Genomic DNA, 22,915 nt, shown 5'->3' on the forward strand with positions numbered 1-22,915 from the left:
CAGAATGGGGGTATTCCGTACGCAAGCGTATCCAAGATGACGCCAGCCACCGACACCGCCTATCCGCACCTGTTCGCACCGCTGGACCTGGGCTTCACCCAGCTCCGCAACCGCATCCTGATGGGCTCGATGCATACCGGCCTGGAGGACCACAGCCGCGACTTCCCCAAGCTGGCCGCCTATTTCGGCGAGCGCGCGGCCGGCGGTGCGGCGCTGCTGGTCACCGGCGGCTTTTCACCAAACATCGCCGGCTGGCTGGCGCCGTTCGGCAGCAAGCTGTCCTGGCCCTGGGAAGTGGGCCGGCACCGCCCGGTCACCGCGGCGGTCCATGCGCACGGCGCCAAGATCTGCCTGCAGCTGCTGCATGCCGGCCGCTACGCCTACCACCCGTTGCAGGTGGCCCCCTCGAAGCTGAAGGCACCGATCAACCCGTTCACCCCGCGCGCGCTGAGCAGTTGGGGCGTGGACCGCCAGATCGCCAGCTACGCCCGCGCCGCCCGGTTGGCCCGCGAGGCCGGCTACGACGGCGTGGAGGTGATGGGCTCGGAGGGCTACCTGATCAACGAGTTCATCGCCCCGCGCACCAACAAGCGCAGCGATGCCTGGGGCGGCGACGCCAGCAAGCGCATGCGCTTTGCCGTGGAGATCGTGCGCCGCATCCGCGAGGCCTGCGGCCCGGACTTCATCATCATCTACCGGTTATCGCTGCTGGACCTGGTTGAGGACGGCAGCAACTGGGAAGAGATCCTGCTGCAGGCCAAGGCCATCGAAGCGGCCGGGGCCACGATCATCAACTCCGGCATCGGCTGGCACGAGGCACGGGTTCCGACCATCGCCACTTCGGTGCCGCGCGCGGCGTTCACCGGCGTGACCGCCAAGCTGCGGCCGCACGTCAACGTGCCGGTGGTGGCGGTCAACCGCATCAACATGCCGGACGTGGCCGAACGGGTGCTGGCCGATGGCCACGCCGACATGGTCTCGCTGGCACGCCCGTTGCTGGCCGACCCGCACTGGCCGGCCAAGGCCCGCGCCGGGAAACCGGAGGCCATCAATACCTGCATCGCCTGCAACCAGGCCTGCCTGGACCACATCTTCGTCAACAAGCGCGCTACCTGCCTGGTCAACCCGCGCGCCGCGCACGAGACTGAACTCGTCTACCGCCCGACCCCTGCGCCCAAGCGGGTTGCGGTGGTCGGCGCAGGCCCGGCCGGCCTGGCCTGCGCCACGGTCGCGGCCGAGCGTGGCCACCAGGTCACCCTGTTCGATGCCGCCGGCGAGATCGGCGGGCAGTTCAATGTCGCCAAGCGCATCCCGGGCAAGGAAGAGTTCCACGAGACCCTGCGCTACTTCCGCCATCGCCTGGCCGACACCGGCGTGGACGTGCGCCTGGACACCCGCGCCGACGCCGCCACGCTGGCCGGCTTCGACGAGGTCGTGGTCGCCACCGGCATCCTGCCGCGCCGGGTGGACTTCCCCGGTGCCGACCACCCGATGGTGGTGAGCTACCTGGACGTGTTGCTGGGCCGGGTCCACGCCGCCGACAAGGTGGCGATCATCGGCGCCGGCGGCATCGGCTTCGACGTCGGCGAGTTCCTGGTCCACGAAGGCCTTTCGCCGGCGCTGGACCCGGCACGCTGGATGGCCGAATGGGGCGTGGACCCGAGCTTCAGCAACCGGGGCGCGCTCACCCGCCCGCAGCCCGAAGCGCCGGCCCGCAAGGTCTGGCTGCTGCAGCGCAGCCCGGGCAAGCCCGGCGCGCGCCTGGGCAAGACCACCGGCTGGATCCACCGCGCCACGCTCAAGGCCAAGGGTGTGCAGATGCTGGGCGGGGTCGAGTACCTGGGCGTGGACGACCACGGCCTGCGCATCCGCGTGGATGGCCAGGAGCAGTTGCTGGACGTGGGCACCGTGGTGATCTGCGCCGGCCAGGAGCCACAGCGCAATCTGGCCGCCGAGCTGCAGGCGCAGGGCCGCAGCGTCCACATCATTGGCGGTGCCGACGTCGCCGTCGAACTGGACGCCAAGCGGGCCATCGACCAGGGCAGCCGGTTGGCCGCGGCACTCTGAGGGGCCGTGCACGCCGGGCAACCCGCCCGGCGGCGCCGCGTCACCGGCCTGCGCGGCACGCACTGCCGCCCTTTCCGTGATGCAAAGCACAGTCACGGCCCGGGCGGCGGGGTCGAAAACGGTCCCGCCGGACGGTTCCGGCCCCTGCAACAAACCTGAATGTCAAGAATCCGCATTCAGGAAAAGTTTGGGATCGCCCCCCTACCTTGCGCGCACTTCTCGCTCACCCACCAGTTCCGGTGAGCAAGGCGCGGCCCTCCCCGATCTGATCGAGGGCCGCCCACGGGGCGGCCCCGATGCCACGGCCGCCTCCCCATAACGCCAAGTCGCGGTTGTCCCTGGTTCCATCCGATATCCGGAACCCGGCGGCCGTGGCCCACACGGAGCAAGGAGATTTATGAAACTGGCCTGGATTCTCTGGCTGTCGCAGATGTTGCCGCAGCCGGCAGCCGACTCGTTGTGCCTGAGCACCACCGTTTACCTGGAAGCCCGCGACCAGACCCTGCGCGGCCAACAGGCCGTCGCCGAAGTCGCCCTGCGCCGCCTCGACAGTGGCCTGTGGGGAGACTCGATGTGCCAGGTGGTGACGGCACGCAAGCAGTTCGCCCCTACCCTGGTGGCACCGGGTACCCAACTGCGCAATGACGACGCCTGGGCCGAAGCCGTCGACGTGGCCTTCGCCGCCGAGCGCAACTGGGCGCTGCCGGCCGGGGAGCGCAAGGAGATCGTGCCGGGCGCCAGCCACTTCGCCGCCCACGCCATCGCCAGCCCGAGCTGGCGCAACGCCTACCAGGTGGCCACCATCGGCGGGCACACCTTCTATAAGGTGCAGTCGCTCAAGCCGCGTTCGTCCTGAGCCCGCGTCCCAGCGTCCGGACAGTGCGTGCCACCGCGCCATCACCGATCGCTACGGGGTTGTGGTGATAATGCCGGTCCGTTCCATCCTTCCAGGACCCGCATGAAGCTCTACACCAAGCCCGGCGCCTGCTCGCTGGCCGACCACATCACCCTGATCTGGTCCGGCCTGCCGTTCGAGGCGGAAGTCGTCGACTACGCCACCATGAAGTCGCCGGAGTACCTGGCCAAGAATCCGGCCGGTGCGGTGCCGGTGCTCGAGGACGACGGCTGGGTGCTGACCCAGAATGCCGCCATCCTCCACTACATCAGCGGCAAGGCCCCTCAGGCCGCGCTCGATGGTGGCAGCGACCTGCGCACCCGTGCCGAAGTGGACCGTTGGCTGTCCTTCGTCAACGCCGACGTGCATCCGGCCTTCCACCCGATCTTCGGTTCGACCAAGTACCTGGGCGACGAGGCGGCCATCGCGCTGACCCAGCAGAACGCGCGCGAGAAGCTGCGCGGCTACTTCCAGCGCATCAACGACCGCGTGGCACAGGTCGACTGGCTGGGCGGCACGCCGCGCCCGTCGATCGCCGATGCCTATGCCTTCGTGACCCTGCGCTGGGCCCGTGGCACCAAGGTCGACCTGAGCGGCCTGGACGCGCTGGACCGCTATGAGCAGCGCCTGCGCGCCGACGCCGCGGTGCAGGCCGCGATGCAGGCCGAAGGCCTGAGCTGAGTCCCGCGCCACCGCGCACATCACGGGCCGCCGGTACAGTTGCCGGCGGCCCGTTGCGTTTTCGGCGCCCTCGCCGGCTCAGCGCACCGACACCGTCATCATCAGCTGCGGCGTCTGCCGGTAAAGGGCCGGGTACTGCTGCCTGAGCGCCTCCACCTTCGGCAGGTCGTTGATGCGCACGTACAGCGCATCCGGATGCAGCGCGAGGTAGTTCTGGTGATAGCCCTCGGCCACGTAGAACGCCTTGCCTCCGTCCACGCGGGTGGCCAACGGCGCCGGGAACACGCCACTGCGCTGCAGCTGCGCGATGTAGGCCAAGCTCGCCGCACGCATGCCCGCATCGTCGGTATAGATCGCCGAACGGTACTGGCTGCCATGGTCCGGCCCCTGCCGGTTCAACTGGGTCGGGTCGTGCACCACCGAGAAGAACACCTGCATCAGCTGCGCGTAACTGACCTGGGCCGGGTCGTAGGTGACCTGCACCGCTTCGGCATGGCCGGTGGTTCCGCTGCTGACCCGCGCATAGTGGGCTTCGGCAGCGCTGCCACCGATGTAACCGGACACCGCGCTCTGCACGCCCTTCACGTGCTGGAACACGCCCTGCACGCCCCAGAAGCAGCCACCGGCAAACACCACCCGGGCGTGCCGCATGCCAGGCTGGTGCAGGTCCGCCGCGCCGGCGGCGGCCGGCACCGGGACCTTGGCCGGCGCCGCCTGCACCGGCCGGCCCATGCCCAGCGCCATCGCCATCAGCAGGCCGGCAACGGCCATCGCGATGCCGCCGGCCACCCATTTTTCCGTTGCGATCTTCATCGTCTGCTCCCGGTTCAACCAAAGGTGAAGGCGTAGGCACGCACGTCCGGATCCAGGAATTCGATCTCGAAGCTGCGTTCCTGGACATCGCCGTGTTGGCGGATCAACTGGTACAGGCGGTTCTCGTCGACCACGCCCTCACCGCTGGCCGATACGTCGCCACCGGCGTCGGCACCCGGGGCCTTGCCATCGATGCGCACGCGGAAGCGCACCGGATGGGCCGGGTCGCGGGGCGCCAGCACCAGATGCAGGTCACGGGCGTGGAAGCGGAACACGATGCGACCGCCGCGCTGCTGCAGCTGCGCGTCTTCGCCCTCCACGTTCCAGCGGCCGCCGAGCGCCCACTGGTTGAGCTGCAGCGACGTCGGCGCCTGGTAGTCAGCCACCTGGCCGGGCTTCTGCCCGCCCGGCGAGGCAAAGTGCTCGGCGCGCGCATGGCCGATGTAGGTTTCCGGCGAGAGCAGGTTGTCCATGTCCGCCTGCAAGGCCACGCCTTCCTGCGCGCCACCCATCATGGTCGGCGCATCACCGGGCAGCGGGTTGCCCGCCTCGCGTAGCAGCTGGCGGATGATCTGCTCGGAGTTGGCGTAGTCGCCCTCACCGAAGTGGTGGGCACGGATGCGCCCCTGCGCATCGATGAAGTAGTGCGCCGGCCAGTAGTGGTTGTCGAAGCCGCGCCAGATCGCGTAGTCGTTGTCGATGGCCACCGGATAGGTGATGCCCAGTTCCTTCACCGCACGCTCCACGTTGTCGCGGTCACGTTCGAAGGCGAACTCCGGTGCATGCACGCCGATCACCACCAGCCCGTGGTCGCGGTAGCGCTCGGCCCACTGCCGCACGTACGGCAAGGTGCGCAGGCAGTTGATGCAGGAATAGGTCCAGAAATCGACCAGCACCACCTTGCCGCGCAGCGTTGCGGCCTCCAGCGGCGGGCCGTTGAGCCAGGCCGTTGCACCGGCCAGCGAAGGCAATGCGCCCTCGACCGGCAAAGCCGCACCCGCGCCGGGGTCAGCGGCCATCATCATCATCGCCGGCCCCGCCCCGCGGGCAGGCGTGTGCCAGCGGTCCAGCAGGCCCTGCTCCAGCCGGGTGGTACTGGGGGTGGAGGCACGGGTCAGCAGCCCGGTGTCCCAGCCCATCGCGATCGCAACCACCGCCAGCAATGCCGCCGCGCCCAGGCCCCGCCGGATCCACTCGCTGGTCCCCAGCCGCCGCTTCAACACCGCGAACACGCGCCCGCCGACCCACACCGCCAATCCCAGCGCAGTGGCCGCGCCCAGCGCATAGGCCAGCAACAGCCCGGAGGTGCCGGCATTGGCGCCCTGCAACGCCGCACCGGTCAGGATCAGGCCGAGGATCGGCCCGGCACAAGGTGCCCACAACAGGCCGGTGGCCACGCCCAGCAGCAGCGAGGTCATCACCCCGCCCCGGCCGGCATCGGCGGCACTGTCAGCCACCGTGCCCAGCCGCGCGCCCAGCCGCTGCAGCGGCGACAACAGGCGGTCGGCCAGGGCTGGCCACAACAACGCCAGCGCGAACAGGGCCATCACCACCAGCGCGATCCAGCGCCCGACCTGGTTGGCCTGCACCACCCAATGGCTGCCGACCGCCGCCAGGCTCGCCACCACCGCGAACATCAACGCCATCCCCAGCAGCAACGGCAGGCCGCTGCGCAGGAACGGCCGGTCGGCCCGGGCGAACACGAACGGCAGCACCGGCAGGATGCAGGGGCTGAGCAGGGTGAGCACGCCACCCAGGTAAGCAAGCACGAACAGGAGCATGGAGGGATCCTTGTCGGGGAACGTGGACGGCGCTCAGGCCGCCATGAACTGCAGGGCCACGCCGTTCATGCAGTAGCGCAGGCCGGTCGGGCGCGGGCCGTCGTTGAAGACATGGCCGAGATGGCCGCCGCACCGGTGGCAGTGCACGGCCGCACGCACCATGCCGAAGCTGGTGTCGCGCGCCTGTTCCACCGCGCCGTGCAGCGGTGCCCAGAAACTGGGCCAGCCGGTGCCGCTGTCGAACTTGGTGGCCGAGGAAAACAGCGGCAGCGCGCAACCGGCGCAGGCAAACGTGCCGCGCCGATGCTCGTCGTTGAGCGGGCTGCTGAACGGCCGCTCGGTGCCCTGTCCGCGCAACACCGCGTACTGCCCCGGCGTCAGCAGCTGCCGCCATTGCGCGTCGCTGTGCATGACCTCGAAGCGGTGCCCGGTGGCGGCGGTCGCCGGCGCGGCCCGGCCGCAGCCACTGAGGCCGAACAGGCTGGCCGCGGCCAGGCTGCCACCGATGCCCAGCAATCTGCGACGGGTGAGGGACATGGCCAATCTCCTGGCAGGGATGATGTGCCCATGCTGTGCCCGCGACGGTCAACGAATCCTCACGCAGAGTTAAATTTTCCGTGACACATCGCCGCCGTTATCCATCGACAATGGCGCCATCTTCCCGCTGGCCCCGACCTGCCGATGAGCAGTGCAAAACGTGTCCTGATCGTCGAGGACGATGCCCACATCGCCAACCTGCTGCGCATGCACCTGCGCGACGAAGGCTATGACGTCACCCACGCCGCCACGGGTGACGAAGGCCTGCGCCTGCTCGAGGACCAGCAATGGAGCGCGCTGGTGCTGGACCTGATGCTGCCCGGCATGGACGGGCTGGAGATCTGCCGGCGTGCACGTGCGATGACGCGCTACACGCCGATCATCATCACCAGCGCGCGTGCCAGCGAGGTGCACCGCATCCTTGGCCTGGAACTGGGTGCCGACGATTACCTGGCCAAGCCGTTCTCGATGCTGGAACTGGTGGCACGGGTCAAGGCGCTGCTGCGCCGTGTCGAAGCCATGGCGCAGAACGCCCGCATCGATGCCGGCGAGATCGAGACCGCCGGCGTCCGCATCGACCCGGTGGCACGCACCGCCCAGGTGGACGGCACCCCGCTGGACCTCACCCCGCGCGAGTTCGACCTGCTGTACTTCTTTGCCCGTCATCCGGACCAGGTGTACTCGCGCATGGACCTGCTCAACCAGGTCTGGGGCCATCGCCACGATGGCTACGAACACACCGTCAACACCCACATCAACCGCCTGCGCAACAAGATCGAACGCGACCCGGCCGAACCGCGGCGCATCCTCACCGTGTGGGGGCGCGGCTACAAGCTGGCCAGCGACGACGGGAGCACGGCATGAACCGGCTCACCCTCTCCCAGCGCCTGTCGGTGGTGTTCTGCGCATTGCTGCTGGTGTGCTGCGGCGCGTTGGCGTGGATACAGATGCGCAGCACGCGCATGCACGAGCAGGAAACCGTGCAGCGCCTGTCGCGCGGCCTGGCCGAGCACATCGCGCGCCGCGGCGAATTGATGGATGCCGGCGGCATGCGCGAAGGCGAGGTCCGCGCGCTGTTCGGCAAGCTGATGGCGGTCAACCCCAGCGTCGAGGTCTACCTGCTCGACGACCAGGGCCGCATCCTCGGCCACGACGCGCCGGATGGGCACCTCAAGCGCGACCGCGTCGACCTGGCCCCGGTGCAGGCGCTGCTGGCTGGCGCGGCCTTGCCGATCCTCGGCGACGACCCGCGCAGCCTCGGCGGGCGCAAGGTGTTCAACGCCGCGCCGCTGGTCGTGCAGGGCCGCCAGGTCGGCTACATCTACGTGGTGCTGGTCGGCGAACAACACGAGGCATTGGCCGCGAACGTCGCCGCCAGCACCAGCCTGCGCACCACGTTGTGGTCGCTGGCCATCGTCGCGGGGGTCGGCCTGCTCGCCGGCGTGGTCGCCTTCCGCTGGGTGACGCGGCCACTGCGCCAGCTCACCGATGACATCCAGGCCTTCGACATGGAAGCCGGCGCACCGGCCAGGCTGCCCGCACCGCGCGCCCCACGGCCGGGCGAGCGCGATGAACTCACCATCCTGCAGCACAGCTTCACCCACATGGCCCAGCGCATCGGCGAGCAATGGCAGCAACTGCGCCAGCAGGACCTGCAACGACGCGAGCTGGTCGCCAACATCTCGCACGACCTGCGCACGCCGCTGTCCTCGCTGCATGGCTATCTGGAAACGCTGGCGCTCAAGGACGCCACGCTCAGCCCCGAGGAACGCCAGCGCTACCTCGCCATCGCCCTGTCACAGAGCAACAAGGTCGGCCGGCTGGCGCAGGCACTGTTCGAACTGGCGCGGCTGGAGCATGGCGGCGTGGTGTTGGACCTGCAGGCCTTCTCGCTGCCGGACCTGGTCCAGGACGTGTTCCAGAAATTCGAACTGGCCGCGCAGGCGCGCCGGCAATCGCTGCGCGCCGGGATCCCGGCCGGGCTGCCCGCCGTGGAGGCCGACCTGGGACTGATCGAGCGCGTGCTGACCAACCTGCTCGACAACGCCATCCGCCACACGCCGGAAGGCGGGCACGTGCAGGTGACCCTGCAGGCCGTTGCCGGCGAGGTACAGGTCAGCGTTTCCGATACCGGCCCGGGCATTGCCCCGGAGCGGCGCGCGCAGTTGTTCAGCACGCCGCCGGCACTGGGCAGCCAGCGCCCGGACAGCGGCGGGCTGGGCCTGTTGATCGTGCACCGCATCCTTCAGTTGCACCACCGCCGGATCACGCTCGCCGACAGCGACGAAGGCGCGCGCTTCGAGTTCTCGCTGCCGGCCGCCGGAAGGCACCCGCGCCCGTCCGGCAACTGACCGCCGTCCATCGCCGGCGGCCACGCCTCAACCGATCTCGCGGATCACCTCACCCTGCCCGTCGCGCAGCAGCGTCGGCCGTACCTCCACCTGCAAGCGTCCGCCCGGCAGCGGGTAGAGGCCGCGCTCGGGCCGCACGCTGGCCAGCATCGCCGCCAGGCTGGCATCGGACAGCACGCAGCGCACGCTGTCGGCGTCACTCTGGACATCGTCGGCGACACCCGGCTCGAAGCGCCACTGGCGGTCATTGGCCAGGATCAGCAGCGGTTTGTCGTGATGCAGGCGCAACGGCAGCAGTTCCAGCACGCTGGCGACCTGGCCGGCGCCCAGCACCAGCGTGGTCAGTGGCCCTTCGACCGACCAGTCCAGCATCTCCACGAACAACATGCCGGTGCTGGAGCCTTCCCGCTGGCTGCCTGCCTCCAGTTGCGCCGCCACCGCCGGATCCTCCAGCAGCGAGGGCCGTGCCAGCTCGGTGATCCACAGCGGCATCGCCGGCAGGAACACGTCCAGCACGCCCTGCGTGGACCACCGCTTGACCGCCGCCATCTCCTCGTCGGTCAGGCCGACCAGTTGCAGGAACGCGAGCCGGCCGTTGGCGCTGGGGATCGGCGGCAGTTGCGGGTCGGTCACGAATGCCAGGTGGCGCAGCTGGGTCGGGCTGTCCAGCGCGATCGGGCCATTGGCATCGAGGTGGTGCCCGGCTTCGAACACGTTGCCACTGCTGAACACATAGCGCGCGAGGTTCTGCAGCAGGTTCATCGGCCAGCTCGGCGGGGTGCCTTCACGGTGTTCGCCAGGTTCGGCGGCCAGCCGGAAGGTCAGCTCGAAGCCGAAGCCGCTTTCCTCCAGGTCCTCGCTCTGCTTGTCGTACAGCTCGGAGAACCCGTAGGTGACGTAATGCCAGTGCGGCTGCGGCGCATCGTTCCAGTAGATGCTGATCCCATCCAGCGGATCATTGCCACCGAGCGTATGCGACACCACGGTGCCGTAGTGCTTCGGCTCCTGCCCCGGGTACAGCGCCGCCAACGCGGCGTTGATGGCATCCCATCCCGCGGTGCTGATCCCGCCGTTGTCCTGCTGGTCCATGCCTGCTGCTCCACTGGGTACGAGCGGCCATGATAGTGCCCGTGCGGTGGATCGCCGGCATGCGGCGCGGCCGTCCGGCCGCGCGGCGGTCAGGCCAGTACCTTGGCGCGCGTCTCTTCCAGCCAGCGGCTGGCGAATGCCGGGCTCTTGGCCTTGCCCAGCGCACCGGCCACGTCCGGCCACAGCTGTTCCAGCCCCGGTGCATCGCGGCAACGGTCGATCCTGAGCTGGATCATGTAGCCCTTCAGGCCCAGGTGCTTGCGTACCGTTTCGGACATCCAGTCACGCAACTGCTGGTAGCGCAGCGGATCGTCACCCAGATGACTGGTCAGCGGAGCCACCGGCACCGCCGGTGCCCGATCGACGCTGCCACCGACCACTTCGATCAGCCCCAGCGCCGAGAGTTGTTCAAGCACGTCATCCGGCGCACGCAGCCCCAGCGCCATCTGCCGCAGTTCGTTGCCGTCACGCTGCCCGTCCACCAGCAGCAGTACCGACCGCAACCCTGCGGCCAGGCGCAGGCCACGGTCCTCGATTTCCTGGCGGCCAGCGGCCGTCTTGGCATGGATCAATGCCATTCCCCCTCCTCGGTTGTGCATCGCAAACACGGCACGCGCCATTGACCCGGGGCCCCCGCCCCGGATCCGCTTACCTGTACACGTACCGCCCCCTTGCGATCGCCGCCCTTGCGGCCCACCGGCCCGGCTGCGCTAGGTCCCCAGCGCGCGGCGGATTTCCTCCAGAGCGCCCGGGTCGTCGAGTGTCGACAGATCCCCCGGGTCGCGCCGTTCCGCCAATGCCTGCAACGAACGCCTCAGCAGCTTACCCGAACGCGTCTTGGGAAGCGCGTTGACGATATGCACGTGGGCCGGACGGGCCACCGCTCCCAGCGAGCCGGTCACCCGCTGCACCATCTCCGCGGCCAGCCCCTCGACCTCCTCGGCCATGGCGGCCTGCTTCAGGGTGACGAACACCAGTGGCACCTGGCCCTTGAGCTCGTCGTGCACGCCGATCACCGCCGCCTCGGCCACCCGTGGATGCCCGGAGATGGCCTCCTCGATCTCGCGCGTGCCCAGCCGGTGCCCGGCGACGTTGATCACGTCATCGGTGCGGCCAAGGATGAAGGTGTAGCCGTCCTCGTCGCGGATCGCCCAGTCCAGCGAGCTGTACAGCAGCTCCTTGAAGTGGCTGAAATAACTCTTGAGGAAGCGCTCGTCGTCGTTCCAGACTGTGCTCATGCATCCCGGCGGCAGCGGCGGCTGGATCACCAGCACGCCCTTCTGGCCCGGTGCCACCTCCACCCCGCTCTGCTCGTCGATCACCTTCATCCGGTAGCCCAGGTTGGGGAAACCCGGCGAGCCGAACCTGACCTGCTTCATCTCCAATCCAGGCAACAGGGTCAGCGCCGGCCAGCCGGTTTCGGTCTGCCAGTAGTTGTCGATCACCGGCTTGTGCAGCGCCCCGCTGATCCACTGCGCGGTCGGCTCGTCCAGCGGCTCGCCGGCCAGGAACAGGTACTTCAGCTCGGACAGGTCGTGGCGATGGATGAAGTCCACGTCGTGCTTCTTCAACACGCGGATGGCCGTTGGCGAGGAGAACATCGTGCGCACGCCGTACTGCTCGCACAGCGCCCACCAGATGCCGGCATCCGGATGGATCGGCAGGCCTTCGTACAGCAACGACGTGCAGCCACCGATCAGCGGCCCGTACACGTTGTAGGAGTGCCCCACCGCCCAGCCAACATCGGACGTGGAGAACATCACCTGCCCCGGCGCGCAGTCGAACACCGTGCGCATCGACTGCGCCATCGCCACTGCGTAGCCCCCCACGTCACGCTGCACGCCCTTGGGCTTGCCGGTGGTGCCCGAGGTATACAGCAGGTAGCTCGGCTCGTTGGATTCCAGCCACTCCACCGGGACCTCCACCTCACCCACCTGCGCGCGCAGCGTGGCATAGTCCTCGTCACGGCCGGGCACCTTCGGCTCGGCGGCATCCAGCCCGCGTGAGACGATCAGCACCTTCGGCGGCGGGGCCTGCGCTTCCGCAAAGGCGGCATCGACCATCGGCTTGTAGGGGATCACCTTGCCGCCGCGCATGCCGGCATCGGCGGCGATCAGCAGCTTCGGCTGGGCATCGTCGATGCGCAGCGCCAGGTTGTGTGCCGCGAAGCCCCCGAACACCACCGAATGCACCGCGCCGATGCGCGCGCAGGCCAGCATCGCGAACACCGCCTCGGCCATGTTCGGCATGTAGATCACCACCCGGTCACCACGGCCGACCTCCAGCCGCTTGAGCACCGCGGCGAAGGCATTCACTTCGCGGTACAGCTCGCGGTAGGTGATCTCGCGGGTGATGTTGGTCTCGGTGGAAATGGCGACCAGCGCCAGCTGGTCGGCACGTTCGGCCAGGTGCCGGTCGACCGCGTTGTAGCAGAGGTTGGTTTCACCGCCGACGAACCAACGCCGGAATGGCGGATTGGAGTAGTCCAGGATCTGCTGCGGTGGACGATGCCAATGGATCGCCTTGGCCTCCTCGGCCCAGAACGCCTCCGGCGCTTCGATGGAACGGCGGTAGATCTGCTCGTACTGCATGACACCCTCCGGAACCTGCCTGGCCTGAGCCGAGCATAGTCCGGAGGACAGGGACCGCTCCCTGCGACGATGGTCGTACGACCAAAGCCGGCCCTCACCCCAACCCCTCTCCCGCGTGCGGGGCGAGTGCCGTACGCGCCGCAGCAATTCGAGCCCCTCTCCCGTGAACGGGAGAGGGGTTGGGGTGAGGGTCGCTCCTGCCTCAAAAAGGGCTTTTCGAAACAAACTCCACAACCTGCCCGCTCACCGGGTGCACGAACCCCAACCGGCACGCATGCAGCTGCACGCGCCCTGCCGGCTGCGCCCCGTACATCACGTCACCCACGATCGGGTACCCGAGGCTGGCCATGTGCAGCCGCAGCTGGTGGCTGCGCCCGGTCACCGGCTCCAGCTCCACCCGGGTGCGCTGCGCCTCCGCATCCCGCGCCAGCACCCACCAGCGCGTCAACGCCGGCTTGCCGCGCTCGAAGTCCACCATCTGCCTGGGCCGGTTCGGCCAATCACAGATCAAGGGCAACGCGACTTCACCGGCATCCCCTTCGATCACCCCCTGCACCACGGCCTCGTAGCGCTTGCTGACCGCGCGCTTTTCGAACTGCGCCGACAACGCCGCCTGCATCACCTTGCCGCGCGCATACAACATCAGCCCCGAGGTCACCTGATCCAACCGGTGCACCGTCAACGCATCCGGATACAGCACCTGCAGGCGCGACACCAGGCAATCCCGGTTTTCCGGCAGGCGGCCGGGCACGGACAGCAACCCGGCCGGCTTTTCGGCGACCAGCAGGTACTCGTCGAGATGATGGAGCTTCATTCAGACACCCTTACTGCAACGCGCAGATCCGCCCTGTTGCACGGCCCATCTCATCTGCGTTGGACTGCCTCGACCAGGTAGACCTCCACCTGCTGCGGCGTCGTCGGTCGTGCTGCTTCTTCAGCACTGGGCGTCGGCGCAAGCACTTCAGCCTGCTCGCCCGCCACGGTTCTTGGCAGCCAGGACTTGCCACGCAGCGCCCGTGGAGACAGCAACCCGTATCTCCCCACGAGCGTGAGTTTCATCTGCCCGGAAGCAACACCCTGCTGTACGGTGGCCACCCACGGAAAGGCCTTCGGGTCATCCATGTACGCGCCATTGCCCGCCATCAGGATGGGGAGTTTCCCCACCACGGGTGGCTGGTAGCCGAAATCGTCCCCGCGTAGATCAGCGCCACTGTGAATTGCCGTCATCAAGCGATTGCTGCCATCGTCCCGAACCGGCATCAACAACGCCCGGCAACGGTTCTGGTCGGTGGACGAGCCACTGTGCACATCATGGAAGGGAATGCCGGGGTAACGCCTGCGCATATCTCTCTCCGCCTGGCGGAACGCTTCCTTGGCGGGGGCATCGTAGATCAGGCCACGCTCATGCCGCTGCCGATAGGGAGCACTCAGCAGAACAAGCAGGCACAGCCCCATTGTTGCCACCGGGATCCACGCAGGCATCAGCAGGCGCCCCTGCCTGATCACCACGGCCCCAAGGTGTGCCACCAGAATGGCCGCAGGAATGATGCTGGGTGCGTAGTAGCGCTGCTGCATCACCGGCAGCAAGTAGCTCTTCAGCGATGCCGAACCGAAGGTGAAATACAAAAGCGGCCACAACCAGAATCCCACCAGTGCCAGCCACGTCAGTGCCTGCGCCCAGGACATCCGGCCGCGCAACCAGCTGGCGAACAATTGCAGGGTCGACAGCCCGGCAAGCACGCACAGAAGGGTCGTATACCCCCCCAACACCATCTTCAGAGTCTTCAGGCGATCAATGACGCCGTGCCCCTGAGAGTCGGCAAAACCGGCCAGGTCATGCGGTACCAGCAGGCTGCCCACGCTGGAGTACCACTGACCGGCCACGGCTTTGAACAACAGCGCCTCAAGGCCCAGCAGCAACAGGAAACCCGCTGCTGCAAGCGCCACGTCGCGCAGGAAACGCCCCCATCCTGCCTTTGCCCCAGCCAGTATCATTACGGCGGCGACAACCGGCATCAGGACCAGGCCGCTTTCCTTGATCGTGAATGCCAGCGCCATGCTCAGGCCCAGCAGGAATGCAGCGCCCCTCGAGTCGCGTTGCGCCCCCTCGGCCGATGGAACCACCTGATGCACCCACCGGCACAAATACAACAGGCCAACAATCAGGAACAGGGTGGAGGACAAGTCCGGCAACATCGCGCCGGCATATAAAAAAAACACCGGCTGCGCGGCGGCCAGCGCCATGCCCGCGATGGCGGCCCACCGCCCCAGGAACTGCCGCGCAGCCAAATAACCCGCGAGCCCGAGCACGACGAACAGCAACGCATAGGGAACGATCATCCATTCTAGGCTGGCGTCCGGCCGGTACAGCATTGCACCAGGCAACAGGAACATCGCGCGCCGTTCAGCCAACGAGGCAACCGAAATCGGCTCCCCAACCGCGACCTTGATCGCACCGATCAGATAACGCGTGTCGTCACTGCAGTACAGACCGGTGAAAAAAAAGTAACCCACCAAGGCGAAGCCGAGCATGACCATTGCGGCATACGGCGCCTCTTGTTTCAGTTCCCGCATATCCCCTCCAGGAAGCGCAGATGCCGGCACCAGCCGGCCGTTTCAACGCGACAGACGATGCATGGCCCGCCGCGGGATCCGGCTGTAATCGAAGGCAAAGAAGCCCTGCAACAACACGAAACCGACGATCGCCGAGATGCTCACCACTGCGATAGTTCCTGCCGGCGACTCGATGTCGCGCACTACGTTGTGAGCCCACGTCCACCCGCCATGGACCAGCGCGAACGCAAGCAACGCCACGCCACCGAGCAACTGCACGGAGGCCAGGCTGAAGTCACGCAGGAAATACTCATAGAAGACCCGCTTCAGGAAATTGCGCACGTGCGAGCGCGCGAAGCGCGGGATCTCGCGAGCCGGGTTGAGGCTGGAATGCTCACCTTCGTAGACCGCCCGCATCGGCACATCCTGCACCACCGCATCCACCAGATGCAGACGGAACAGCAGGTCGCTTTCGAAGAAGTACCTTTTTTCCAGCTTGTCCAGTTCGACTTCACGCAGGCAATCGGCATGGATTGCGGTATAGCCATTGGTCGGGTCGAACAGGTTCCAATAGCCGCTGGACAGCTTGCACAGGAAGGACAGGCCCGCGTTGCCGATCAGGCGCACCGGTGGCATCGCCGCCACGTCGCGCACGTGGAAGAAGCGGTTGCCCTTGGTGTAGTCCGCGTCACCGGCCAGGATCGGCTGCACGAAGCGCGGGATCAACGTCGGATCCATCTGCCCGTCCGCGTCCAGCTTGACGCAGACCGTCGCCCCCAGTTCCAGCGCCTTGCGGTAGCCGGCGACCATTGCGCCACCGACGCCCTGGTTGCGCTCATTGAAGATCACGTGCACCCGCGGATCGACGCATTCTGCCTGGACCCGGAGCCCCGTGGACTCCGGGCAGGCATCATCCACCACGATGACAAGGTCCACCCCGTCATCGATCTGGGAGAGGACTCCCAGGATCGAGCCGCTCGCGCGATAGGCCGGGATTACAACGGCGATGATCGCCTTCGCAGCTCGATTTTCTTCCATGGGAACCGGCTCAGCCCAGCAGGTCGGCCACGCCGGCGCGCTCTTCTTCCAGCTCACCCAGGGTGATATCGATGTACTTCCTGGAGAAGTCGTCGATCGGCAGGTCCTTGATGATGGTGTACTGGCCGTTCTCGGTGGTCACCGGGAAACCGAACACCACGCCTTCGGGGATGCCGTAGGAGCCGTCGGACGGCACGCCCATGGTCACCCACTTGCCGTTGCTGCCCAGCACCCAGTCATGGACGTGGTCGATGGCGGCGTTGGCAGCCGAGGCGGCCGAGGACAGGCCACGGGCAGCGATGATCGCCGCACCACGCTTGCCGACGGTCGGGATGAAGGTGCTGGCGTTCCATTCCTGGTCGTTGATCAGCTCGGCCACCGACGCGCCGCCGGTGGTGGCGAAGCGGTAGTCCGGGTACATGGTCGGGCTGTGGTTGCCCCACACGGTGAACTTCTCGAAGCTGTCCACGGTCTTGCCGGTCTTGGCGGCCAGCTGGCTCAGGGCACGGTTGTGGTCCAGGCGCAGCATGGCGGTGAAGTTCTTCGGATCCAGGTCCGGGGCCGACTTCATGGCGATGTAGGCATTGGTGTTGGCCGGGTTGCCGACCACCAGCACCTTCACGTCACGCTTGGCAACGGCGTTCAGGGCCTTGCCCTGCACGGTGAAGATCTTGGCGTTTTCCAGCAGCAGGTCCTTGCGCTCCATGCCCGGGCCGCGCGGACGCGCGCCGACCAGCAGGGCCACGTCGACGTCCTTGAAGGCCACCAGCGGGTCGGCGGTGGTCACCACGCCGGCCAGCAGCGGGAAGGCGCAATCTTCCAGCTCCATGACCACGCCCTGCAGGGCGGCCTGGGCCTTTTCGTTGTCGATCTCGAGCAGCTGCAGGATGACCGGCTGGTCCTTGCCGAGCATTTCGCCGGAGGCGATGCGGAACAGCAGGGCGTAACCGATATTGCCGGCAGCGCCGGTTACGGCAACACGAACGGGTGCTTTCATGGGGGTTTCCTCTGCTAAGAAGCGTGTTGTGGGGTCAAGCCCGGCCGCCGCCGCACGGCGGAAACCGGGCCTCAAGCAAAAACGGCCGCCTGCACGGCGACCGTCGAATCCGGATCAGGCCGAGAGGACCTTGTTCCACTCAGCGACGCGGTCGGCCTTTGCGGCCAGCGCGGCGTCGGCATCGCCCTCGATGGTGATCTTGTTGATCGCATCACCCTGCTTGACCGCGTCAACCACGTCCAGGCCTTCCAGGACCTTGCCGAACACGGTGTGCTTGCCGTCCAGCCAATCGGTCTTGATGTGGGTGATGAAGAACTGGCTGCCATTGGTGTTCGGGCCGGCATTGGCCATGGACAGCACGCCGCGCTCGTGGCGCACGCCGTTGTTGGTCTCGTCCTCGAAACGGTAGCCCGGGCCGCCGCGGCCGGAGCCTTCCGGGCAGCCGCCCTGGATCATGAAGTCGGCGATCACGCGGTGGAACGCCAGGCCGTCGTAAAAGCCGTGCTTGGCCAGGTTGACGAAGTTGGCGACGGTCAGCGGCGCCTTGTCGGCGAACAGCTCGACCTTGATCGGGCCGCGGGACGTATCGAAGTGGGCGATCAGGGACATGTGGATCCTTGGGAAGTGTGTGTTTCCAGAGCCGCCTAGTTTACACCTCACTTCCCGCCCTCGCCCCCTGCCCAGCCGCCGGAGGCTGGCCTGGCGGGAGGCGTCAAGGCTTGCTGAATGGGCCATTCCGCCGGCCACACGGATTTTTCGCGAAACGTCATTGTCGACGTATAATGTTGAACTCATTTCTCCAAATCCGGCGCCGACTGGCCCCCTTTCGCATGTCCATCGAAAATCTTCGCAACATCGCCATCGTCGCCCACGTCGACCATGGCAAGACCACCCTCGTCGACCAGCTGCTCAAGCAGTCCGGCACCCTGTCCGAGCGCACCGTGCTGGCCGAGCGCGTGATGGACAGCAACGACCAGGAAAAGGAACGCGGCATCACCATCCTGGCCAAGAACACGGCCATCAAGTGGAATGGCAACCGCATCAACATCGTCGACACCCCCGGACACGCCGACTTCGGCGGTGAAGTGGAGCGCGTGCTGTCGATGGTTGACTCGGTGCTGATCCTGGTCGACGCGATGGACGGCCCGATGCCGCAGACCCGCTTCGTCACCCAGAAGGCCTTCGCGATGGGCTTCAAGCCGATCGTCGTGGTCAACAAGGTCGACCGCCCGGGCGCCCGCCCGGACTGGGTCATCGACCAGGTGTTCGACCTGTTCGACAAGCTCGGCGCCACCAACGAGCAGCTGGACTTCCCGATCGTCTACGCCTCGGGCCTGAACGGCTACGCCGGCCTGGAAGACACCGTCCGCGACGGCGACATGACCCCGCTGTACGAAGCGATCATGAAGTACGTGCCGGTGCCGGAAGTCGAGGCCGATGGCCCGTTCCAGATGCGCATCAGCCAGCTGGACTACAACAACTTCGTCGGCGTGATCGGCATCGGCCGCATCCAGCGCGGCAAGGTCAGGAAGAACCAGCCGGTCATCGTGATCGACCGTGAAGGCAAGAAGCGCCAGGGCAAGGTCCTGCAGGTGCTGGGCTTCATGGGCCTGGAGCGCATCGAGGTCGAGGAAGCCCAGGCCGGCGACATCATCGCCATCTCCGGCATCCAGGAGCTGACCATCTCCGACACCGTCTGCGCCCTGGACAACCCCGAAGCGCTGCCGGCCCTGACCGTCGACGAGCCGACCATCTCGATGACCTTCCAGGTCAACAACTCGCCGTTCGCCGGCAACAAGGACCTGTCCGGCGGCAAGTTCCTGACCAGCCGCCAGCTCAAGGAGCGCCTGGAGCGCGAGACCGTGCACAACGTGGCACTGAAGGTCGAGCAGCTCGAAGACGCCGACAAGTTCCTGGTCTCCGGCCGTGGCGAACTGCACCTGTCGGTGCTGATCGAAACCATGCGTCGTGAAGGCTACGAGCTGGCCGTCTCGCGCCCGGAAGTGATCATCAAGGAAATCGACGGCCAGATGATGGAGCCGATCGAGCAGCTGGTGGTGGACATCGAAGAGCAGCACCAGGGCGGCGTGATGGAGAAGCTCGGCACCCGCAAGGCGCTGCTGGAGAACATGGAACCGGACGGCAAGGGCCGCGTGCGCCTGGACTTCAAGATCCCGGCGCGTGGCCTGATCGGCTTCCAGAACGAGTTCAAGACCCTGACCCAGGGTTCGGGCCTGCTGTTCCACGTGTTCGACCACTACGGCCCGAAGGAACAGGGCGCCATCGCCAAGCGCCTGAACGGCGTGATGATCGCCAATGCCCCGGGTGCCACCCCGGCCTACTCGCTGGGCCCGCTGCAGGAACGCGGCAAGCTGTTCGCCGCTGAAGGCGACAACGTGTACGAAGGCCAGCTGATCGGCATCCACTCCAAGGACAACGATCTGACCGTCAACGCGATCAAGACCAAGCCGCTGACCAACATGCGCGCTTCGGGCAAGGACGACGCGATCCAGCTGACCCCGGCCATCAAGTTCTCGCTGGAACAGGCCCTGGACTTCATCGATGACGACGAACTGGTCGAAATCACCCCGAAGGAAATCCGCCTGCGCAAGAAGCACCTGACCGAGAGCGACCGCAAGAAGGCCTCGCGCGCGGGCTGATCCACTTGGCCGGCAACACGCCCTACAACCCGGATCCGCATGCGCATCCGGGTCTGGCAGCCATCGCGCTGCTGGAAGCGGGAAAGGCCGTCCTGGCCTTTCTCGCCGCCGCTGGCCTGGAAATCTCCGGGCCGGCGCCGCTGCGCACCATCATCAATGCGCTGATCCTGCGCATCGGCGGCGATCCCGAGCAGGGCTCGTTCTCCTCGCTGCTGAACCTGATCACCCCCGACACCGTGCACCTGGGCGCCGCCGCCCTGGTCGGCTATGGCCTGCTACGCGTGCTCGAGGCCTGGGGCCTGTGGCGCGCCAAGGCCTGGGCTTCCTGGCTGGGCTGCATCTCCGCCGCCCTGTACCTGCCACTGGACGTGTACGCCATCATCAAGCACCCCGGCTGGGCCTCCTGGCTGCTGCTGGCGGTCAACGTCCTCGTGGTCTGGGTCCTGGCCCGCGATATCGGCAAGCGCCGCAAGCGCTGAGCCACGCCTGGTCGTGCCGAGCCCTGCCCGGCATGGGCCTTCCCCGCAAAGCATCAGCGGCGCATGGCTCCGCTCCACGCTTTAGCGAACGCCCTGCTTGCGCACGATCGCCATCGCGATCTCCAGCGACTGCTCGTAGTTCAAGCGCGGATCAACACTGGAACGATAGGCACGCTCCAGGTCACGCTCGGTCAGCTCCCGCGCGCCGCCGGTGCACTCGGTGACGTCCTCCCCGGTCAGCTCCAGATGCACGCCGCCCAGGCGCGTACCGGCCGCGGCATGCAGGTCGAACGACAGCTCGACCTCGTTGCGGATGTTGTCGAAGCGGCGCGTCTTGAAGCCATTGCTGGTGCTCTCGGTATTGCCATGCATCGCATCGCACACCCACAGCACCCGCCGGCCGTCGCGCTTCACCGCCTCCAGCAAGGGCGGCAGCTTCCCGGCGATCTGCGTCGCGCCCATGCGGTGGATGAAGCTCAGTCGGCCCGGCTCATCGTCCGGGTTGAGCACGTCGATCAGGCGCAGCAGCTGGTCCGGCTGCACCGACGGCCCCACCTTGATCGCGATCGGGTTGCGAACGCCGCGCAGGTACTCCACGTGTGCACCGTCCAGCGCGGCGGTACGCATGCCGATCCACGGGTAATGCGTGCTGAGGTTGAACCAGCCGGTCTGGCGCGGCACCTGCCGGGTCAACGCCTGCTCGTAGGGCAACAACAGCGCCTCGTGCGAGGTGTAGAAATCCACCCGGTTGAGGTTGTGCACCTGCGCGCCGGAGAGCGTCTCCATGAAGCGCACCGCATCGCCGATCGAGGCCACCATCTCCTGGTACTCCCCGGCCAGCGGCGAGCAGCGCATCCACGCCAGGTTCCAGTACTCGGGGTGGTGCAGGTCGGCGAAGCCCCCATCGATCAACGCCCGCACGAAATTCATCGTCAGCGCCGAGCGCGAGTGCGCGGTGATCATCCGCTGCGGGTCCGGCACGCGCGCGGCCTCGGTGAACTCCGGTGCATTGATCACGTCACCGCGATAGCTCGGCAGGGTCACGCCATCGCGTGTCTCGGTATCGGCAGAACGCGGCTTGGCGTACTGGCCGGCGAAGCGTCCGACCCGGATCACCGGCTTGCGCAGGCCGTGCACCAGCACCAGGCTCATCTGCAGCAGCACCTTGAGCCGGTTGGAGATGGTGCCCGACCCGCAGTCGGCGAAGTTCTCGGCGCAATCACCGCCCTGCAACAGAAAGCGCTTGCCCTCCTGCGCCTCGGCCAACTGCTGCTTGAGCGCGAAGATCTCCCAGGAGGTCACCAGCGGCGGCAGTTGCCGCAACTCGGCCAGCGCCGATTCCAGCGCCGCCGCATCAGGATAGGTCGGCATCTGCAGCGCCGGCCGGCCACGCCAGCTGTCGGGCGCCCAGGTTGAATCGATGGCGGCCACGGGCTGGGAGGGGGACAAACTCATGGGAATTACCGTTTCAGTACGTGGGAAATAGTCAGAACAGGCGCGTCTTGCGCGCGCGGAAGCCGGCATACAGGGCACCCAGGCCCAGCATCACGAACCACACCAGGCTCCACATCGGCATGCTCAGGCCCAGGAACGTCCAGTCGATGTTGCCGCAGTCACCGGTGCCGGTCAGCACGGTGCGGAACACCTCGAACGGGCCCATCGTTTCGGCCAGGAAGCTCAGCGGCGGACCACAGCTGCTGCCCAGGTCCTTCGGCAGCAACTGCACGTAGACGTGGCGCCCGGCAATGCCCATGCCGACGGCTGCGGCGAGGAACACCAGCACGCCATAGAACGCGCGCCCGCCACGGCTGGCCGGCCCGTGCAGGGCGCCGAGCAGGAACAGCACGCCCACCGCCGCAAAGGCGATCCGCTGATAGATGCAGAGCGGACACGGCTCCAGGCCAATCTTGATCTGCATGAAGATCGCGAACGCCAACAGCCCGGCGCAGACCAGGAAACCGGTCAGGCACTGGGCCCGAAAACTCCACCGCAAAGGATTCATCACATCAACCCGTTTCAACCATCCGGCAAGAGTACCAGCCCGGCCGCAGTGCAACAGCACCTGCGGCCATGACGACTTCCCATAAGCAGAAAGCCCGGCCAAGGCCGGGCTTCTGTTTCATCCCTTGCAGGATGGAAGGTCGCGATTACTCGGCGACTTCTTCGGCAACGGCGGCCGGACGGTCGACCAGCTCGACGTAGGCCATCGGAGCGTTGTCGCCGGCACGGAAGCCGCACTTCAGCAGGCGCAGGTAGCCGCCCGGACGGGTGGCGTAGCGCGGGCCCAAGATGGTGAACAGGTTGCCGACGGCTTCCTTGTCACGCAGGCGGGCGAAGGCCAGGCGGCGGTTGGCGACGGAGTCGACCTTGGCCAGGGTGATCA

The 22,915-nt window shown here is 67.2% G+C and carries 21 protein-coding genes; 7 read left to right on the forward strand and 14 right to left on the reverse strand.

Annotation, left to right across the window (positions count from 1 at the left end):
• Positions 1-36: 36 nt before the first annotated feature.
• The 3 genes from VA603_RS04875 to VA603_RS04885 all read left to right on the forward strand — a co-directional run bounded on the left by VA603_RS04875 (position 37) and on the right by VA603_RS04885 (position 3,643).
• A complete protein-coding gene (locus VA603_RS04875; protein WP_323438103.1) occupies positions 37-2,067 on the forward strand; it encodes an NADPH-dependent 2,4-dienoyl-CoA reductase in 2,031 nt (676 codons plus the stop codon).
• A 397-nt stretch (positions 2,068-2,464) separates the two neighbouring features.
• Entirely contained in the window at positions 2,465-2,923 is a 459-nt protein-coding gene (locus VA603_RS04880; RefSeq protein WP_132862532.1) for a cell wall hydrolase, read from the forward strand.
• Between the two features lie 102 nt (positions 2,924-3,025).
• On the forward strand, positions 3,026-3,643 hold the full coding sequence (locus VA603_RS04885; protein WP_323438104.1) for a glutathione S-transferase N-terminal domain-containing protein: 618 nt from the start codon (positions 3,026-3,028) through the stop codon (positions 3,641-3,643).
• Between the two features lie 78 nt (positions 3,644-3,721).
• Here VA603_RS04885 and msrA read toward each other — a convergent pair whose 3' ends face one another.
• The 3 genes from msrA to msrB are packed head-to-tail and all read right to left on the reverse strand — an operon-like array spanning position 3,722 to position 6,774.
• Entirely contained in the window at positions 3,722-4,456 is a 735-nt protein-coding gene (msrA, locus tag VA603_RS04890) for a peptide-methionine (S)-S-oxide reductase MsrA (RefSeq protein ID WP_323438105.1), read from the reverse strand.
• A 14-nt stretch (positions 4,457-4,470) separates the two neighbouring features.
• A complete protein-coding gene (locus VA603_RS04895) occupies positions 4,471-6,237 on the reverse strand; it encodes a cytochrome c biogenesis protein DipZ (RefSeq protein WP_323438106.1) in 1,767 nt (588 codons plus the stop codon).
• Between the two features lie 33 nt (positions 6,238-6,270).
• Positions 6,271-6,774: a peptide-methionine (R)-S-oxide reductase MsrB gene (gene msrB / locus VA603_RS04900; RefSeq protein ID WP_132862528.1), complete on the reverse strand. Its 504-nt coding sequence runs from the start codon at positions 6,772-6,774 to the stop codon at positions 6,271-6,273.
• A 144-nt stretch (positions 6,775-6,918) separates the two neighbouring features.
• On the opposite strand from msrB, the gene VA603_RS04905 reads away from it, so the two are divergent.
• Positions 6,919-7,638 carry a response regulator transcription factor gene (locus VA603_RS04905; protein WP_323438107.1) on the forward strand — a complete coding sequence of 240 codons (720 nt, stop codon included), beginning with the start codon at positions 6,919-6,921 and terminating at the stop codon, positions 7,636-7,638.
• Positions 7,635-9,125: a sensor histidine kinase gene (locus VA603_RS04910; RefSeq protein ID WP_323438108.1), complete on the forward strand. Its 1,491-nt coding sequence runs from the start codon at positions 7,635-7,637 to the stop codon at positions 9,123-9,125. The genes VA603_RS04905 and VA603_RS04910 overlap by 4 nt, the downstream gene beginning before the upstream one ends.
• Before the next feature lie 27 nt (positions 9,126-9,152).
• Here the strand turns inward: VA603_RS04910 and VA603_RS04915 are convergent, their stop codons facing one another.
• The 8 genes from VA603_RS04915 to VA603_RS04950 form a co-directional block, all read right to left on the reverse strand.
• Entirely contained in the window at positions 9,153-10,214 is a 1,062-nt protein-coding gene (locus VA603_RS04915; protein ID WP_323438109.1) for a suppressor of fused domain protein, read from the reverse strand.
• 89 nt (positions 10,215-10,303) lie between these two features.
• Positions 10,304-10,792, reverse strand: a complete 489-nt coding sequence (locus VA603_RS04920) for a hypothetical protein (RefSeq protein ID WP_323438110.1) — start codon at positions 10,790-10,792, stop codon at positions 10,304-10,306.
• A gap of 132 nt (positions 10,793-10,924) precedes the next feature.
• Entirely contained in the window at positions 10,925-12,805 is a 1,881-nt protein-coding gene (gene prpE, locus VA603_RS04925; protein WP_323438111.1) for a propionate--CoA ligase, read from the reverse strand.
• Positions 12,806-13,007: 202 nt separating this feature from the next.
• Entirely contained in the window at positions 13,008-13,619 is a 612-nt protein-coding gene (locus tag VA603_RS04930; RefSeq protein ID WP_323438112.1) for an RluA family pseudouridine synthase, read from the reverse strand.
• Positions 13,620-13,669: 50 nt separating this feature from the next.
• Entirely contained in the window at positions 13,670-15,379 is a 1,710-nt protein-coding gene (locus VA603_RS04935) for a hypothetical protein (protein ID WP_323438113.1), read from the reverse strand.
• Positions 15,380-15,421: 42 nt separating this feature from the next.
• Positions 15,422-16,396, reverse strand: a complete 975-nt coding sequence (locus VA603_RS04940; protein WP_323438114.1) for a glycosyltransferase family 2 protein — start codon at positions 16,394-16,396, stop codon at positions 15,422-15,424.
• 10 nt (positions 16,397-16,406) lie between these two features.
• Complete coding sequence (locus VA603_RS04945) at positions 16,407-17,393, reverse strand: malate dehydrogenase (RefSeq protein ID WP_323438115.1); 987 nt, start codon at positions 17,391-17,393, stop codon at positions 16,407-16,409.
• 114 nt (positions 17,394-17,507) lie between these two features.
• Positions 17,508-18,002 carry a peptidylprolyl isomerase gene (locus tag VA603_RS04950; protein ID WP_323438116.1) on the reverse strand — a complete coding sequence of 165 codons (495 nt, stop codon included), beginning with the start codon at positions 18,000-18,002 and terminating at the stop codon, positions 17,508-17,510.
• Positions 18,003-18,223: 221 nt separating this feature from the next.
• On the opposite strand from VA603_RS04950, the gene typA reads away from it, so the two are divergent.
• Positions 18,224-20,053, forward strand: a complete 1,830-nt coding sequence (gene typA / locus VA603_RS04955; protein WP_192286591.1) for a translational GTPase TypA — start codon at positions 18,224-18,226, stop codon at positions 20,051-20,053.
• A gap of 5 nt (positions 20,054-20,058) precedes the next feature.
• Complete coding sequence (locus VA603_RS04960; protein WP_323438117.1) at positions 20,059-20,532, forward strand: DUF2127 domain-containing protein; 474 nt, start codon at positions 20,059-20,061, stop codon at positions 20,530-20,532.
• Positions 20,533-20,613: 81 nt separating this feature from the next.
• Here the strand turns inward: VA603_RS04960 and VA603_RS04965 are convergent, their stop codons facing one another.
• From VA603_RS04965 to rplQ, 3 genes are all read right to left on the reverse strand, one after another.
• Positions 20,614-21,987 carry a class II 3-deoxy-7-phosphoheptulonate synthase gene (locus VA603_RS04965; RefSeq protein WP_323438118.1) on the reverse strand — a complete coding sequence of 458 codons (1,374 nt, stop codon included), beginning with the start codon at positions 21,985-21,987 and terminating at the stop codon, positions 20,614-20,616.
• A gap of 31 nt (positions 21,988-22,018) precedes the next feature.
• Complete coding sequence (locus tag VA603_RS04970; protein ID WP_323438119.1) at positions 22,019-22,534, reverse strand: disulfide bond formation protein B; 516 nt, start codon at positions 22,532-22,534, stop codon at positions 22,019-22,021.
• A gap of 145 nt (positions 22,535-22,679) precedes the next feature.
• Positions 22,680-22,915 (reverse strand): 50S ribosomal protein L17 (gene rplQ, locus VA603_RS04975; protein WP_323438120.1); only part of this gene is annotated, 236 nt, incomplete at its 5' end.

It is taken from the genome of Stenotrophomonas capsici, assembly GCF_034961085.1.
In the GTDB taxonomy this organism is placed as follows: domain Bacteria; phylum Pseudomonadota; class Gammaproteobacteria; order Xanthomonadales; family Xanthomonadaceae; genus Stenotrophomonas; species Stenotrophomonas capsici.

Excerpts from the sequence above, each read along its gene's own strand:
- VA603_RS04875 (WP_323438103.1), top strand. The coding sequence starts at position 37 with ATGACGCCAGCCACCGACACCGCCTATCCGCACCTGTTCGCACCGCTG.
- VA603_RS04880 (WP_132862532.1), top strand. The coding sequence starts at position 2,465 with ATGAAACTGGCCTGGATTCTCTGGCTGTCGCAGATGTTGCCGCAGCCG.
- VA603_RS04885 (WP_323438104.1), top strand. The coding sequence starts at position 3,026 with ATGAAGCTCTACACCAAGCCCGGCGCCTGCTCGCTGGCCGACCACATC.
- msrA (WP_323438105.1), bottom strand. The coding sequence starts at position 4,456 with ATGAAGATCGCAACGGAAAAATGGGTGGCCGGCGGCATCGCGATGGCC.
- VA603_RS04895 (WP_323438106.1), bottom strand. The coding sequence starts at position 6,237 with ATGCTCCTGTTCGTGCTTGCTTACCTGGGTGGCGTGCTCACCCTGCTC.
- msrB (WP_132862528.1), bottom strand. The coding sequence starts at position 6,774 with ATGTCCCTCACCCGTCGCAGATTGCTGGGCATCGGTGGCAGCCTGGCC.
- VA603_RS04905 (WP_323438107.1), top strand. The coding sequence starts at position 6,919 with ATGAGCAGTGCAAAACGTGTCCTGATCGTCGAGGACGATGCCCACATC.
- VA603_RS04910 (WP_323438108.1), top strand. The coding sequence starts at position 7,635 with ATGAACCGGCTCACCCTCTCCCAGCGCCTGTCGGTGGTGTTCTGCGCA.
- VA603_RS04915 (WP_323438109.1), bottom strand. The coding sequence starts at position 10,214 with ATGGACCAGCAGGACAACGGCGGGATCAGCACCGCGGGATGGGATGCC.
- VA603_RS04920 (WP_323438110.1), bottom strand. The coding sequence starts at position 10,792 with ATGGCATTGATCCATGCCAAGACGGCCGCTGGCCGCCAGGAAATCGAG.
- prpE (WP_323438111.1), bottom strand. The coding sequence starts at position 12,805 with ATGCAGTACGAGCAGATCTACCGCCGTTCCATCGAAGCGCCGGAGGCG.
- VA603_RS04930 (WP_323438112.1), bottom strand. The coding sequence starts at position 13,619 with ATGAAGCTCCATCATCTCGACGAGTACCTGCTGGTCGCCGAAAAGCCG.
- VA603_RS04935 (WP_323438113.1), bottom strand. The coding sequence starts at position 15,379 with ATGCGGGAACTGAAACAAGAGGCGCCGTATGCCGCAATGGTCATGCTC.
- VA603_RS04940 (WP_323438114.1), bottom strand. The coding sequence starts at position 16,396 with ATGGAAGAAAATCGAGCTGCGAAGGCGATCATCGCCGTTGTAATCCCG.
- VA603_RS04945 (WP_323438115.1), bottom strand. The coding sequence starts at position 17,393 with ATGAAAGCACCCGTTCGTGTTGCCGTAACCGGCGCTGCCGGCAATATC.
- VA603_RS04950 (WP_323438116.1), bottom strand. The coding sequence starts at position 18,002 with ATGTCCCTGATCGCCCACTTCGATACGTCCCGCGGCCCGATCAAGGTC.
- typA (WP_192286591.1), top strand. The coding sequence starts at position 18,224 with ATGTCCATCGAAAATCTTCGCAACATCGCCATCGTCGCCCACGTCGAC.
- VA603_RS04965 (WP_323438118.1), bottom strand. The coding sequence starts at position 21,987 with ATGAGTTTGTCCCCCTCCCAGCCCGTGGCCGCCATCGATTCAACCTGG.
- VA603_RS04970 (WP_323438119.1), bottom strand. The coding sequence starts at position 22,534 with ATGAATCCTTTGCGGTGGAGTTTTCGGGCCCAGTGCCTGACCGGTTTC.